11 protein-coding genes are annotated in these 15,062 nt (G+C 44.6%); 5 read left to right on the forward strand and 6 right to left on the reverse strand.

Features of this window, described 5'->3' with window-relative positions:
- Nucleotides 1-1,445: 1,445 nt before the first annotated feature.
- Complete coding sequence (tyrS, locus tag E2K74_RS12615; protein WP_161981134.1) at nt 1,446-2,678, reverse strand: tyrosine--tRNA ligase; 1,233 nt, start codon at nt 2,676-2,678, stop codon at nt 1,446-1,448.
- 63 nt (nt 2,679-2,741) lie between these two features.
- On the opposite strand from tyrS, the gene E2K74_RS12620 reads away from it, so the two are divergent.
- Entirely contained in the window at nt 2,742-3,869 is a 1,128-nt protein-coding gene (locus E2K74_RS12620; protein WP_151208014.1) for an anhydro-N-acetylmuramic acid kinase, read from the forward strand.
- A 142-nt stretch (nt 3,870-4,011) separates the two neighbouring features.
- On the opposite strand, the gene E2K74_RS12625 is transcribed toward E2K74_RS12620, so the two are convergent.
- The 4 genes from E2K74_RS12625 to E2K74_RS12640 all read right to left on the reverse strand — a co-directional run bounded on the left by E2K74_RS12625 (nt 4,012) and on the right by E2K74_RS12640 (nt 8,677).
- Nucleotides 4,012-5,319 (reverse strand): lytic murein transglycosylase, encoded by a 1,308-nt coding sequence (locus E2K74_RS12625; RefSeq protein WP_151208016.1) that lies wholly within the window; start codon nt 5,317-5,319, stop codon nt 4,012-4,014.
- A gap of 702 nt (nt 5,320-6,021) precedes the next feature.
- Nucleotides 6,022-7,143, reverse strand: a complete 1,122-nt coding sequence (locus E2K74_RS12630; RefSeq protein ID WP_151208018.1) for a 5-(carboxyamino)imidazole ribonucleotide synthase — start codon at nt 7,141-7,143, stop codon at nt 6,022-6,024.
- 26 nt (nt 7,144-7,169) lie between these two features.
- Nucleotides 7,170-7,682, reverse strand: coding sequence for a 5-(carboxyamino)imidazole ribonucleotide mutase (purE, locus tag E2K74_RS12635; RefSeq protein ID WP_151204843.1), 513 nt, complete (start codon nt 7,680-7,682; stop codon nt 7,170-7,172).
- A 653-nt stretch (nt 7,683-8,335) separates the two neighbouring features.
- Nucleotides 8,336-8,677: a DMT family protein gene (locus tag E2K74_RS12640; RefSeq protein WP_151204844.1), complete on the reverse strand. Its 342-nt coding sequence runs from the start codon at nt 8,675-8,677 to the stop codon at nt 8,336-8,338.
- Nucleotides 8,678-8,920: 243 nt separating this feature from the next.
- On the opposite strand from E2K74_RS12640, the gene mpl reads away from it, so the two are divergent.
- Nucleotides 8,921-10,288, forward strand: coding sequence for a UDP-N-acetylmuramate:L-alanyl-gamma-D-glutamyl-meso-diaminopimelate ligase (gene mpl / locus E2K74_RS12645; RefSeq protein ID WP_151208020.1), 1,368 nt, complete (start codon nt 8,921-8,923; stop codon nt 10,286-10,288).
- A gap of 48 nt (nt 10,289-10,336) precedes the next feature.
- On the opposite strand, the gene E2K74_RS12650 is transcribed toward mpl, so the two are convergent.
- Nucleotides 10,337-10,621, reverse strand: a complete 285-nt coding sequence (locus tag E2K74_RS12650) for a GNAT family N-acetyltransferase (protein ID WP_151204846.1) — start codon at nt 10,619-10,621, stop codon at nt 10,337-10,339.
- 369 nt (nt 10,622-10,990) lie between these two features.
- On the opposite strand from E2K74_RS12650, the gene E2K74_RS12655 reads away from it, so the two are divergent.
- The 3 genes from E2K74_RS12655 (at nt 10,991) to guaD (ending at nt 14,944) form a co-directional block, all read left to right on the forward strand.
- Entirely contained in the window at nt 10,991-12,187 is a 1,197-nt protein-coding gene (locus E2K74_RS12655; protein ID WP_151208022.1) for a sugar transporter, read from the forward strand.
- Nucleotides 12,188-12,498: 311 nt separating this feature from the next.
- Entirely contained in the window at nt 12,499-13,464 is a 966-nt protein-coding gene (locus tag E2K74_RS12660; protein ID WP_151208024.1) for a TerC family protein, read from the forward strand.
- Nucleotides 13,465-13,627: 163 nt separating this feature from the next.
- On the forward strand, nt 13,628-14,944 hold the full coding sequence (gene guaD, locus E2K74_RS12665; protein WP_151208026.1) for a guanine deaminase: 1,317 nt from the start codon (nt 13,628-13,630) through the stop codon (nt 14,942-14,944).
- Nucleotides 14,945-15,062 lie beyond the last annotated feature (118 nt).

Below are 15,062 nucleotides of genomic sequence, written 5' to 3' on the forward strand. Positions count from 1 at the left end.
CAATCTTGGCTCATCAATTTTCTGACAAATTCTCTCAAATAAACTTCGAGTAATTTAAACCAATCAATCAATGATAATATTTCGATCAATCAACCAGTAAAAATCCACACAAGTTGTTCTTCATAATCTCTTAATGATCTTTCTAATACCTCGTCAGTATTAGATGCTGGACTTCGACAATCCCAAACAACTCAACGCTTCGCGCTTCGTTCGTTCCGGCTATCTCGTCGGTATGGGGTGCATTCTAGAGGATTTCTAAAGCTTTGCAAGCCCCTATTCAATATATTTTTCACGTATGTTTCTTTTTTCTACGAAAACGATATAAAAATTGGTTTTTTATCTAAATTTTAAGCATTTTCTTGCCTATAAACCCACTAACACAAGCTTTGTTTTTATTTTCACCCTATTTACTTAGAGCTAATTACGATCAAAAATTCTCGCCCTCCGGCTTTTTATCCGGAATCTCACCCTTGAGTGAGCAGTTTTCCAGCATCACTTCAAAAATAAATTTATTTATTTGAAAAATAAGCTCTCTATTCACTTTAAAAATAGTCTGCCTCTTGAATTTCCTGATGAGGCTTTATATTCAGAGCTTTTTTCTGTAGTGCTCTAGAAGAAATCTGCCTAACTCTTAAATACTCTTCCGCGTGTGGATTTTATTTTTATAACTCTTTTCATTCAGCTAAATGAGTGAAATTTTCTCTACCTATGCTATCTACTCCCATTTCCATAAATCCTGCCTTGATACGCCTTATGCGCCCCTAGTTAAAACTGTTATAAAGAAGCGATAAAAAAAAACAGCTGTATTCTTTAAAATAGAGTCAATATCACTTTAAAAGTAGAATAACTATTCTTTAATACAAATTTACGTAAAGAAAAATTTTAGCCCCGGAACATATTTTTCATCAAAAAAACATCTTCAGCAGGATATGCACTCTTAGTTTTTGGGGAGGCTTAAAAACATGCTGCTTTTCTGAGTTTTCCAGTTGAAAGCTATTTTTGGTATTTTGACGGGTCCAATCAGCCAGTCAATTAACGGCTGGCGATTTCAAGACACGCTAACTCTATATAAGCTCAGAAATGAGATTTAAGAAAATAAAAAAGGAAGAGATCTCTCCCAAAACCTCTTCCTTGAATTGAATCTTTACCCGATCCAGTATGTCATTGTTATTGTTATTCGCTAATTGCTTAAAAAGAACCCTATACAAGAGGCTTTCCAAGTTATGGGGTGATTTATGCCCCATTACCCTCTAGATGCGCTGTAAACCAATTCTCTAGACGAATAAATCTTATACACAAAAATATTCAAACGCAAGCGGTTTGGAAAAATTTAATTCTTGTTTTTATAAGGTTTTTTTGAATTTGCTTATTTGAATTTTAGATATAGCGGACAACAAAAAAGCAGACCGAAGCCTGCTTTTATTTTCAATCACTTATAAATTGCATCAGTCCGTAAAAATCACTTTGGCAATCGCTTTTTTGCTGGCCTGAACAATTAAAGTCACATTTTCTTTTACTGAATACGAAGCATCCACTTCTTTCCAGTCGACTTTAACTGCACCACGTGCCACCGCATCTTTGGCTTGAGCAGCATTTTTTACCAGACCCGCTGCACGCAGTATGGAAGCAATAAAGATTTCACCCCCAAACTCAGAACGAGAAACAGTAATTTCAGGCGTACCTTCAGGCAGCTCACCTTCCGTAATCAAGTTGCCCGCACCTTTATGGGCATTGGCAGCCGCTTCCGCCCCGTGGAAACGCTCTACCAGCTCAAGTGCCAGAATTTTCTTCACTTCTTGCGGATTACGGCCTTCAGCCACTTCTTTTAACAGCTGCTGAATCTCTTCAATCGTTTTAAAGCTCAGTAGATCGAAATAACGTTCGATCAGCGCATCCGGCATGGACAGCACTTTTTGATACATGGCACCTGGTGCATCAAATACACCAATATAGTTGCCCAGAGATTTAGACATTTTATTGACACCGTCCAAACCTTCAAGGATAGGCACTGTAATACATACCTGTGGCTCTTGATTATAACGACCTTGTAAAGTACGCCCCATCAACAGGTTAAAGGTTTGATCGGTCCCGCCCATTTCCACATCAGCTTCAAGCGCAATCGAGTCATAACCTTGTACCAGCGGATACAGAAACTCATGAATAGCGATTGGCTGGTGGCTATTATAACGCTTGGTAAAGTCATCACGTTCCAGCATACGTGCCACAGTTTGCTGTGAAGCCAGTTGAATCAGGTCTGCCGCAGTTCTTTGCTCAAACCACTCAGAGTTAAACACCACCTTGGTTTTGTTTGGATCAAGGATCTTAAACACTTGTTCCTGATAGGTTTTTGCGTTTTCTAATACTTGCTCACGTGACAGTGGCGGACGTGTTGCACTTTTTCCACTTGGGTCGCCAATCATCGCGGTATAGTCGCCAATCAGGAAAAACACCTCATGCCCCAGGTCCTGAAACACTTTTAACTTATTGATCAGAACTGTATGCCCCAAATGCAGGTCGGGCGCAGTCGGGTCAAAACCCGCTTTAATTTTTAAAGGACGATTCTGCTTTAATTTCTTAAGCAGATCTTCTTCAGAAATAATTTCATGGGTGCCTCGCTGAATGAGAGCAAGTTGTTCTTCAGCAGGTAGGAAATTTGACATCACAAAATCCAAATACATCAGTTATTCAATTTGTACGATATACTATCACTTTTTCAGCATATTGCAGGCTTAAGAATAACCATGACAGCGATCTATATTGGGGTAATGACCGGCACAAGCATGGATGGTGTCGATATTGTTGCTGCTTCTTTTGATCCTCTTCAGCTTCATGCCACCCTTACTTTAGCATTTGATCCCGACCTGCGGGATGAGCTGATGGCCCTAACCTTACCGGATGACAACGAAATTGACCGGATGGGCAAAGCAGATGTGGCGTTAGCCCAGATGATTGGTCATGGCATTAACACCCTGATTGAAAAAAATAATTTGGACAAAGCCCGGATTAAGGCAATTGGTTCGCATGGTCAGACCATTCGCCATCGCCCCGAGCATGGTTTTACCCTGCAAATTGGCGATCCAAATATTATTACTGAAATTACCCAGATTCCGGTGATTTCTGATTTTCGTCGTCGCGATCTGGCCGCAGGCGGTCAGGGTGCTCCCCTGGTACCAGCCTTTCACCAGGATCTTTTTCAGCATGACACCATTCACCGGGTGATTTTAAATCTGGGCGGGATTGCCAATGTCAGTATGCTGCCTGCCGGACAACCTGAGAAAGTATATGGCTTTGATACCGGCCCCGCCAACATCCTGATGGATGCCTGGTGCCAGCGTTATACCGGCCAGCCTTATGATGAAAATGGCAACTGGGCTGCTTATGGCACCCCGATCCGTAGCCTGCTTGACCGTTTACAGTCACATAACTATTTTTCTAAAGAACCGCCCAAAAGCACCGGACGTGAAGACTTTAATCTGGAATGGCTGGATGAGCAGATTCTGGACTGGCGCAGTGACCTGGACTACGACGAGCTGGAAGATACACCGGAAAATATTCAGGCCACGCTAATGAAATTGACCACACGTGCAATTAAAAAAGCGATTTACCGTTCGGGACTGGAGACTGGTGAAGTCTATGTCTGTGGTGGGGGTGCCTATAACTCACACCTGCTGGAACAGTTACGCTGGCGCTTGCGCAAACATGAATGGAGTGTACAAACCACGGCTGATTTAGGCCTCAGTCCGACCTGGGTAGAAGCCACAGCGTTTGCCTGGCTGGCCATGCGTTTTATAAAACAACTGAGTGGAAATTTACCTGCTGTTACCGGAGCCACGGGGTATCGTGTCCTGGGTACAATTACATCCACCTAAATTTATAAGGATTAACAGGCCCTTCTCCCTTTAGGAGAAGGTGAGGATGAGGGAAAGTGTTTATAAACCCCTCTCCCTGAGAAGCATGCTTCGCAAGTCTCCTGCAAGGAAAGGGAAAACTCACCACAAATTAAGATCCTGCTTAACGCATCATCAACTTGGCATTTTCATTGCGGAAGGCACGTAAAATCTGCTGGCCAGCTCGTCCTGTCGGATTGAGACCCAAACGGATTTGCTCCTGACGAATAGCCTGCCGGGTTTTATCGCCAATTAACCCATCGACTGTACCAATATCATGACCACGATTTAACAGGAATTGCTGAATTTCACGGCGCTCCATACGTGAAGTGCCCGGATCATCTGTTGGCCAGGCAGTCAGCAGACCACCTTTGCCCTGCAAACGATCAGATAAATGTGCAATAGCCAGTGCATAGCTTTCGGCCGCGTTATAACTATAAATCGCATCAAAATTCTTAAATACTAAAAATATCGGACCATTTGGACCTGCCGGTGCTAACAGGCCAGCCTGTGAAGCCTCCGATAGATTGCCCTGCACTAAAGCTGTACCATCGGCACGTACAAGACCACGGTTTACCCAACTGCCAAGTGATTTTTTATTACGCCGGCCTTCACCAGAGATTGACATGTTTTGCGGAATTTTCACCTCAAAACCCCATGGCTGACCGGTCTGCCAGCCCCGCTTGCTTAAAAAGTTGGCGGTTGAGGCCAAGGCATCGGGAATACTTGACACCAGATCACGACGACCATCACCATCAAAATCAACTGCAAGCTCATTATAAGTCGATGGCATAAACTGAGTATGACCAAAAGCACCCGCCCAAGACCCCTTAAGCTGCTCTTCGCGCACATCACCACGCTGTAACAGCTTCATGGTGGTAAAAAATTCACCCTGGAAATACCCTTGGCGACGACCTTCACAACTCAATGTGCCCAAAGACTGCAATAAAGGATATTTCCCGGAAATATCACCAAAATTACTTTCTACTCCCCAGACCGCTACAATAGTTTCCGCTGGTACACCATAAACTGCACTCACCCGGTTTAGCACATCACGATGCTGTTGTAGCTTTTGTCGGCCGAGCTGAACTCGTTCTTCATCTACCAAGCCAGATAAATAGTCCCAAATTGGGGTTGAAAATTCAGGCTGATAATTCAGCTTTTCAATGACCGAATAATCTGGGCTTAAATGTTGCGTATAACGGTCATAACTTGCGCCACTCACCCCCTGAGCAATCGCCCGGCCGCGCAAATTCGCCAAACAGCGTTGAAAATCATTTTGAGCTGCATAATTTACTGGATTATTTGAAATAACTGTCGAAGCAGAAGACAAATCAGTCGGCGCGACACGTTGTCCATTAATCACCAGTTCGGCCTGGGCCTGGGAGGCAGCCAAAAGCAGAGAACCTATCGAAAGTGCAAGCCGTTGCATAAAACCCCTGAATATTTAAATTTCGAATTATTACTTCTACCTTAGCAGCTCATCTTTAAATTTAAAGCGACAATAGGTAAATTTAAATTCATATTTTCTCCACTTTTAAATTCATTTTGTAGTTTTTAAATTTAAAACCACTTATCCACAAGCAGACTTTAAATTCAAACCACCAACATTCTTTGAATTCAAAACTGAAATTCTAAAAATATTTTTAAATTCAAAAGATATTGCGGATAAATCACATTAATAAACAAAGCCCTGTATCTCTTAAGTCTTTAAATATCTAACTTTTTATTTTTAAATTCATTTTACAGCGATCAGGCTGCTTTAAATTCAAAACTTTAAATTCATTCACAGCTACTTAAATTTGAATTCATATTTTTTGAATTTAAAACCAGGTTTGAATTCAAACTACAGTTTTAAATTTATTGTTTTGAATTTAAATTCAAAGCACAAGACCGGTTTTAAATTCCCCTCAGCCTTAGACTTATCCACAGCACAATCTCAAAAGATGAACATCGAGCAGAGTTCAATTTAATTATTGCCGGTCTATTCAATTGCTCGGTTTATAAGCAATTAAGTTAAAAAGTAATCCAAGCAATAGCAGGGGGATTGAAAAGAGGCGCAATCATGCCTGAAACCAGACAAATAAAAAAGCGACCACAGATGTGATCGCTTTTTTTATCAGCAAGTTAAAGTTTAGATGGTCATATCTTCGCTCAATGCTAACGGATTCGGTAAAATTTTCGCCAATTGGCGGCATAACCCGGTCAGTTGACTGCTGTCAGTGGGCATTAAGGTGATATGGCCAATCTTGCGGCCTTCACGCTCTGACTTGTTGTACAGATGCAAATGCGCACCGTCCAAAGCCAGTACTTCTGCTGATTTTGGATGCTGTCCAATGATATTTACCATCACCGTTGGACGTATCACTTCAGTAGAACCCAAAGGCAAGCCAGCTACTGCACGGATATGGTTTTCAAATTGCGAGCAGACTGCACCTTCGATCGACCAGTGGCCTGAGTTATGCACACGTGGCGCCATCTCATTTGCATATAAGCCTTTGTCTGTCACAAACAGCTCAAGCGTCAACACGCCAACATAATTCAAATGATTCAGCAGGCGAGTGATGTAGTCTTGCGCGACAGGTTGCAAGTCGGCACTGTGGGGTGCAGGAACAATCGAGTGCGACAGAATGCCATTGTGATGATGATTTTCTGCCAGTGGCCAGGTTTTGACCTCACCATTTTGACCGCGCACCGCGATAATCGACACTTCACGCGAGAAGGTCACAAAACTTTCTGCAATCAGAGAACCCGCAGGGCCAAGTTCAGCCCAGGCCTGATCAATTTGTTCCGCGTTACGCAATACAAACTGGCCTTTGCCATCATAACCGCCTGTAGCTGTTTTCAATACAATTGGCAGACCGAGTTCAGCAACCGCAGCTTTCAGGCTGTCCAGTGAATTCACCGCTTTATACGGCGCGACCGGAATGCTCAGCTCATCAAACAGGGCTTTTTCAGACAGACGGTTCTGTGCAATGGCGAGAGCCTGACGTGGCGGATGCAGGTCTTTGTTTTGAACCAGTATATCGACATCTGCCAGGGGAGTATTTTCAAACTCCAGACTGAAAACATCTGCACTGTTGATGAAGTCCTGTAAAGCGTTATCGGCTTGAGTTGAAATCACCCGACCCAACGCTTTCGATGGGCAGTCGGCAGATGCTTCAAAGAAGGTACATTGAATATTTAGTGGCAGGGCTGCTTGCGCCATCATCCGGCCCAGCTGGCCGCCACCAAAAATACCGATGGTTTTATCCATGTGTGTTGTCCCGTGTTCAGCCTGGCTTACATTTGACCTGGAATATTGTTGCTTGCGACTTTCTCAGTCTGTGCCGCACGGAAATCTGCGACATTTTTGGCGATGTCAGCACGGGTTAAACCTAAAATCTGCGCCGCCATAATGGCCGCATTGGTTGCACCGGCAGGACCAATTGCCAATGTACCTACCGCAATACCCGCTGGCATTTGCACGATAGAAAGTAATGAATCTACACCGTTTAAAATTGAAGATTTTACCGGTACGCCGAGCACCGGCAGATCGGTTTTCGCAGCACACATACCTGGTAAATGTGCTGCACCACCCGCACCTGCAATAATCACCTGGATACCGCGTTCTCGTGCTGTTTCCGCATATTCAAATAAACGGTCTGGGGTACGATGCGCAGACACCACTTCCGCTTCAAATGGGACGCCAAGTTGTTTTAACATATTGGCAGTGTGTTCGAGGGTAGCCCAGTCTGACTGAGAACCCATGATAATTCCAACGAGAGGAGTGTCTTGTGAAGCGGCCGCATTCATTGCAATGTTTCCAGAGATAATTAAGAGAGATAAATCTCGACGAGAGCCAAGCTTTAATAAGAACTCACTATTATAGACCGAAATTTCAACTTCATAAAATTTAACGGTCAAACTAAGACGCGATTTTGATGGTTTTCATCAGATTTAAAACAACTGACAGAAAATCGCCGAGCAGGGGAGTCCCGGCCAAATAGGGCTTGTAAAAATAAATCCTGATTTTTTTGTCATTGTAGAGTAGGGTTTTGATGGATTCATACAGAGGATTAAGTGGAGTACTTGCAAAAAATAGACTGTTTAAGCTCAGAATCATTTTGCCGCCCCTATTTACAACAGGCGCCGGCCTGATCAGTCGGGTAGAGCACCTGGCGCTTTCTTCTTTACGCTAAATAAGAGCCATAAAGAAAATATAGATTTTAGATTTTAGATTTTAGCATTCAAGCCAATACTGAGCGGAAAGCAACACAACTGGATCAGGCCAAGCCGCAGGGCGAAAGCTTTAAAGATGGACCAAATAAAGGTAAGTTTTGAATATTTTAATATATAGAAGGACTTCAGGCTGAAGCCCTTATCAGCTCCTATTGGAAGGCTATATAAAAAAATCTGAGTAAACTATGGACTGACTGATATTCAGATCATAAAAACCGTTTTAATAGTTAGGCACTACGAAATACAAAATAGATACAGCCACACAGACATACCGCCGCCCATAGATAGTCCAGCTTAAAGGGCTGCTTGAACAGAAAAATCATAAAAGGCACAAAAACCAGCAGAGTCACGACTTCCTGAGTGATTTTCATTTGTCCCACAGCCAGCCCCTGTTGCGCCAGCAATCTGGTTGCCGGAATCATCAGGCTATATTCGAATAGGGCAATGATCCAGCTCAACAGGATCGCTTGCCAGAGTGGCGCATCATGCGGCAAAAATTTAAGATGACCATACCAGGCCAAAGTCATAAAACAGTTGGCAATCACCAATAGAAAGAGAGTTGGTAGCATCTGCACGCACCCTGTAAAACGATCCAGCTTATTTTACGGTTTATTGAGCCCAAAGGTAGGCGGGGAAACTTGAAATTTTTCCTGACTTTGTCGGTAAAACCGGATTAAAAAAATCCCACAGGAATGCTTGAACTTTGACTATCTTTTCAGTCTAAGCCTTGCTATCGTTGCTTGCAAATCGAATAAATCATGGCAACAGCACCTCTACAACGTGATGTGTCAGGCAAGAATGGAGTGAAGTAGATGCATCTGCATATTTTGGGTATTTGTGGCACCTTTATGGGTTCACTAGCACTATTGGCCCGCGATTTAGGACATCAAGTGACGGGTTCAGATGCGAATGTCTATCCACCCATGTCTACCCAACTGGAAAATGCAGGGATCAGCTTGATGCAGGGCTATGACCGTAGCCATTTACAACCGCATCCGGATCTGGTGATTGTCGGCAATGCCATGAAGCGCGGCATTGATGCAGTAGAATATATGCTGAATGAAGGCTTGCCATATATTTCAGGTCCCCAGTTTCTGGCAGATCATGTGCTACAAGGCAAACATGTGTTAGGCGTTGCCGGGACACACGGTAAAACCACCACCACCACCATGTTGGCCTGGATACTGGATCAAGCCGGTTTAAATCCGGGTTTCCTGATTGGCGGCGTACCTTTAGGTTTTAGCGAAAGTGCACGTTTAGGGGGCGGCAAATATTTCTGTGTCGAAGCAGATGAATATGATTCCGCCTTCTTCGACAAGCGTTCCAAGTTTGTGCATTACCACCCTAAAACGGTGATTTTAAATAATCTTGAATTTGACCATGCCGATATTTTCGATGATCTGGCTGCCATCCAAAAACAATTCCATCATTTGGTACGTACCATTCCCAGTGAAGGCCGCATCATTGCCCCTATCACTGAAACCCATATTGATGAAGTGCTGGAAATGGGCTGCTGGACTCCAGTGGTGCGCACCGCTTTAACTGCCAATGACACAGCAGAGCTCTATGCTGAACAATTGGTCGCAGATGGCTCACACTTTAACGTGCTGCAACACGGCGTGGTAAAAGGTGAAGTGAAATGGAACATGACCGGACAGCATAGTGTGGCGAATGCCTTGGCCGCCATTGCTGCGGCAGAACATGTGGGAGTTTCTATTGACAGCGCCTGCCAGGCCTTGTCGAATTTTGGCGGCGTGAAACGCCGGATGGAATTACTGGATACCGTAAAAGGAATTGAAGTCTATGATGACTTTGCTCATCATCCGACGGCCATTGAAACCACTTTAGAGGGTGCGCGCAAAAGTCTGGGGAAACGCAAGCTGTGGGCGATTATTGAACCGCGTTCAAATACCATGCGTATGGGCAGCCATAAAGAGGGACTGGCACATTCAGCCCGTCTGGCGGATGAAGTCATCTGGTATCAACCTGAAGGTCTGGACTGGGATTTACAACCGGTAATCGAGGCTGCACCCAACAAAGCCAAAGTCGTAGGTAGCCTGGAGGATATTATCCAAACTGTGCTCACTGAAGCAGGCGAGGGAGACGCCGTAGTAATTATGTCGAATGGGGGTTTTGGCGGCTTACATCAGAAATTGATTAATGCCTTAAAAGCCGGATAAACAGATTTGAAAAGCCCGCTTTGCGGGCTTTTTTATTTTTAAGGGTTTTTAGGCGGCGACATCCTCAAAACTTTTCTCACGTTTAAACATCACCTCGACATAAGAACAGGTCGGTACAATTTTCAGTTGTCGGTTACGGGCAAACTCTACCAATACATCCAGCAGTTGACGCGCTACCCCTTGACCGCGTAAACACTCATCGACCCAGGTATGATTGGCAATAATTTGATGTTCTCCTCGCCAAATATAACTGATTTTGGCAATCGGTTGACCCGCCTCATTCAAATGAAAAAATTCACCTTGCTGGCCATTATCGCTATGTTGAAACTGCATCGCTTACCCTCATTTTTTTTAATTAAACCGCTATCAGCATACTTTAAAATCCCTGATTTCAATATTATCTAAAGGTGAATAGGCAGCAAAAACTGACTTTATAAAAACTTAAAACTGCATCTGCTGCTACTTCGGGCTCTATGTTGTCTGTATTTCAATCATAGATGATATGTCAATTGCCACTTTACAGATCACCAGATAGGCAATAGGGAAGAATTAAGCATGGTCAATCATCAGAGCTTCAAACAGGCAAGTAGGGCAGCTGGATTTTACTGATTTGAACTTAGAAACATTTTTTTTCAGGCTTTCAACTTAACAAGTGGCCTCGTTCCCCCTAAAATTTAAGCTCAATACTCATCGTCACGTCCTATGTCATCTTCTGAAATTTCGGCAAATCCTACCCGCCAATGGGTATGTGTCATTGCTTTAGCCTGTGCTGCGTTCATTTTTAACACCACCGAATTTATTCCTGTCGCCTTGCTCAGTGATATCGGTCAAAGTTTTTCAATGTCTCCTACCCAAGTGGGACTGATGCTGACCATTTATGCCTGGATCGTGGCTCTGTTATCGTTACCGATTATGCTGCTGACCAAACAGATTGAACGGCGCTTGCTGCTCAGCACATTATTCGTGGTGTTTATTCTCAGTCATGTGCTGTCTTATTTTGCCTGGAGCTTTGAAATACTGGTCATGAGCCGGATAGGTATTGCGGTGGCCCATGCTTTGTTCTGGTCCATTACCGCCTCGCTTGCGGTTCGGGTGGCGCCCAAAGGTAAAGAATTTCAGGCACTGGGTTTGCTGGCCACCGGCACAGCGATGGCGATGGTACTCGGTATTCCATTTGGCCGCATGATTGGGGAAGCTTATGGCTGGCGCAACAGTTTTGCTCTAATTGGCATCGCTGCCACCGTCATTTGCCTGATTCTGGCCAAAACCTTGCCTTTACTGCCCAGTGTGAATTCTGGTTCTTTAAACAGTTTAAAAATTCTGGCCAGACGCCCGAGCCTGATGCTTGTCTTTGCACTCACCGTGATAGTTATCACGGCACAATTTACCGCTTATAGTTATATTGAGCCTTTTTCCCTGACTGTTGCCCAGTTCAGCTCGGCACAGACCACGACTTTATTGTTGATGTATGGCGGTGCAGGCTTTTTAGGCTCTTATCTATTTGGCCGCTATGCTCCCCAATTTCCAAAAATGACCATTCCATTTTTCAGCTTCGGGCTCATGCTGTCCATGCTGCTGTTATTGCCTTTATCCACTACAGTCTGGGGACTGAACCTGCTGTCGCTCTTATGGGGCATGAGCATCATTGGTTTTAGTCTAGCCCTGCAAGCAAAAACCCTTAACTTGGCCTCAGATGCCACCGATGTAGCCATGGCCATTTACTCAGGTTTATATAATGTCGGTATTGGCGGCGGTGCCTTACTCGGAGGCTGGGTTAGTGCAAGCATTGGGCTGGAGTATATTGGACTGGCCGGCGGCCTGCTTGCGGCTTTGGCTCTCTTACTGGCGCTTATTTTGGTGCGACAAACGGATTTTATTCATCCCCCAGTCTCCAGATAAAATTTGCGTAATTTCAATAAATATGAGATTCTTCACTCTCTTTGGAGTTGATCCAAAATAGAATTGAGTAGAACAAGGGGAGTAGCCTCCTCCAAACGTTTAACAATTGCGGTTCAACTTGTAAAACGTGTCAGAATATCGTCATTACACTTTGCAAAAAGTCGGTATCTGAGCATCTTGCTGCCACACTTTTAATGGGAAGTGTAACGGTAAGATGTAGGCAAGACCTTGATCATGTTGGTATAGATGTTTTTCATCTGACAACAGGTCAAGGTTTTTTTATGGCCAATTGTCAGATGTGGAGGATTCACATGGAAACAATTGGTACGCTCTGGCTGTATCTGGCTTTTTTCGGCATCGTTCTGGTGATGCTGTTTATTGATTTTCTAGGCTTCAAACAAAAACAAGGTCAGGAGGTAAAAGTCCGGACTGCGGCCTACTGGAGTATTGCCTGGGTCAGTGTCGCGACCTTATTTGGTGGCGGTTTATGGCTGTATCTGGAACAGACTGCAGGTACGGCAATTGCCAATGCCAAGGTCATGGAATACTTCGCCGGTTATCTGCTGGAAAAATCTCTGGCAATTGATAACGTCTTTGTCTGGCTGGTGATTTTCGCGGCTTTCGCCATTCCACCCGCGCTGCAGCGTAAATTGCTGCTCTACGGCGTACTCGGTGCGATTGTCCTCAGAACCATCTTCATTTTTATTGGCGCCTGGTTCGTGCAGGAATTCTCATGGATTTTATATATCTTCGGTGCTTTCCTGGTGTATACCGGCTTTAAATTCCTGCGTGGTCAGGGTGAAGAAGAAAGCAATATTGAAGATATGGCGATTCTGAAATGGCTGCGTAAACATATGCGCATCACCCCGCAGCTTGAGGGCGAAAAATTTTTTATCCATAAAGATAATTTACTGTGGGCAACGCCGTTGTTCCTGGTCTTGCTTCTGGTCGAAGCCTCGGATGTGATCTTTGCGGTCGATTCTATTCCGGCAATTTTTGCTGTCACGACCGATCCCTTCATTGTCCTTACTGCCAACCTGATGGCGATTTTGGGTCTGCGTGCGATGTTCTTCCTGTTATCGGGTGCAGCATCCAAGATGCATTATCTGCCTTATGGTCTCGGAATTATTCTGGTCTTTATCGGCTTTAAAATGCTGATGCTCGATGTATTCCATATGCCAATCTGGATTTCACTGAGCTTTATTGTGCTTGTCTTGACGATCACTGCGATCCTGTCGATTCGTCACAGCAAGAAATACAACGAAACCACGCTATAAAAACAATCCTCAAAAAAAGCCTGCATCAGCAGGCTTTTTTATTTTCAGATGACCTGATCACAGCTTCGGCTTAAGCTTGATAAACGCAGTCCACAGGGTCACGTTATAAATCATCTGAAGTAGGTTACAATCTGTTGAAAAAAGTAAAAACACAGGTGTTAATATGTCTTCTCGCATTGCAACCACAGCGGTTCGCGGTCGCTTCCTCGACATCCAGAATACCGTTGCCCAAGCACGTGAAATTCACGATCAGGTGCGTTATCTAGAAGATGGCTTGCTCATCAGTGAAAATGGCCAGATCCGATGGTTTGGCCACTGGGAAAAAGGCCAGCATTATCTGCCAGACGGGTTAGAAGTCAGCCATTATCCGGAGCAATTGATTGTACCGGGCTTTATCGATACCCATATTCACTTTCCGCAAACCGAAATGATGGGTGCTTATGGCGAACAGCTGCTGGAATGGCTGAACACCTATACTTTTCCTACCGAAATCCAGTTTCAGAACCCGGCCTATGCAAAGAAAATTGCTGATTTTTTTGTTCAGGAATTATTAAAAAATGGAACCACCACGGCACTGGTTTTCTGTACCGTACATCCGCAATCTGTAGATGCGCTCTTTGAAGCCGCTACGGCACAGAATATGCGCCTGATTGCCGGTAAGGTACTGATGGATCGTCATGCACCAGAAGCACTGACAGATACAGCAGAAACAGCTTATACAGACTCTAAAGCGCTGATTGAAAAGTGGCATGGGCGGGGACGGAACCTGTATGCGATTACCCCGCGCTTTGCCCCAACCTCGACTCCCGAACAGCTGGAAAAAGCAGGGCAGTTGAAAGCAGAATATCCGGATGTCTATGTTCACACCCATCTCAGTGAAAATCACAATGAGATTGCCTGGGTCAAAGACCTGTTTCCGGAACGTGAAGGGTATCTGGATGTCTATCACCATTATGACCTGACCGGGTCAAAATCGGTATTTGCGCATTGTGTACATCTTGAAGAATCCGAATGGGATTGTCTGCATCAGACCGATTCAGCAATTGCCTTCTGTCCCAGCTCCAACCTGTTCCTTGGCAGCGGCCTGTTTCCCTTGAAAAAGACGTGGGACAAAGAGGTGAAAGTCGGACTAGGGACCGACATCGGGGCAGGGACTTCATTTAACCAGCTGCAAAGCCTGAACGAAGCTTATAAGGTCCAGCAGCTACAGGGCGAGCAGCTTCCAGCTTTCGAAGCCTTATATCATGCCACCTTAGGCGGAGCCAAGGCCCTGAGCCTGGAGGATCGATTGGGCAACTTTAATATCGGTAAAGAAGCCGATTTTGTGGTACTGGAACTGAATGCCACTGCGCTTCAAGCACTACGCCAAAGCAAGGCGCAAAGTATTGAAGATACATTCTTTGCCCTGACCATGCTGGGGGATGACCGTAATATTGCAGCAACCTATATCTATGGACAAGCCCGCTATGTCAAAGCCTAGAGCGGATACCGCTGCTGGAAAATCGCGCCGTCGCAGGCTGCTGCTCTGGTCAGTGATCAGCGTAGGCTGTGCAACACTCTTAAAAAGGGATACGGCTTCCACCAAAACCTGATTACAT

This window comes from Acinetobacter sp. RF15B (assembly GCF_007558235.1).
Classification (GTDB): Bacteria; Pseudomonadota; Gammaproteobacteria; order Pseudomonadales; family Moraxellaceae; genus Acinetobacter; species Acinetobacter lwoffii_C.

What these genes read in the sequence shown, in the direction of transcription:
- tyrS (WP_161981134.1), bottom strand. Translation starts at nt 2,678, where the DNA reads ATGTATTTGGATTTTGTGATGTCAAATTTCCTACCTGCTGAAGAACAA.
- E2K74_RS12620 (WP_151208014.1), top strand. Translation starts at nt 2,742, where the DNA reads ATGACAGCGATCTATATTGGGGTAATGACCGGCACAAGCATGGATGGT.
- E2K74_RS12625 (WP_151208016.1), bottom strand. Translation starts at nt 5,319, where the DNA reads ATGCAACGGCTTGCACTTTCGATAGGTTCTCTGCTTTTGGCTGCCTCC.
- E2K74_RS12630 (WP_151208018.1), bottom strand. Translation starts at nt 7,143, where the DNA reads ATGGATAAAACCATCGGTATTTTTGGTGGCGGCCAGCTGGGCCGGATG.
- purE (WP_151204843.1), bottom strand. Translation starts at nt 7,682, where the DNA reads ATGAATGCGGCCGCTTCACAAGACACTCCTCTCGTTGGAATTATCATG.
- E2K74_RS12640 (WP_151204844.1), bottom strand. Translation starts at nt 8,677, where the DNA reads ATGCTACCAACTCTCTTTCTATTGGTGATTGCCAACTGTTTTATGACT.
- mpl (WP_151208020.1), top strand. Translation starts at nt 8,921, where the DNA reads ATGCATCTGCATATTTTGGGTATTTGTGGCACCTTTATGGGTTCACTA.
- E2K74_RS12650 (WP_151204846.1), bottom strand. Translation starts at nt 10,621, where the DNA reads ATGCAGTTTCAACATAGCGATAATGGCCAGCAAGGTGAATTTTTTCAT.
- E2K74_RS12655 (WP_151208022.1), top strand. Translation starts at nt 10,991, where the DNA reads ATGTCATCTTCTGAAATTTCGGCAAATCCTACCCGCCAATGGGTATGT.
- E2K74_RS12660 (WP_151208024.1), top strand. Translation starts at nt 12,499, where the DNA reads ATGGAAACAATTGGTACGCTCTGGCTGTATCTGGCTTTTTTCGGCATC.
- guaD (WP_151208026.1), top strand. Translation starts at nt 13,628, where the DNA reads ATGTCTTCTCGCATTGCAACCACAGCGGTTCGCGGTCGCTTCCTCGAC.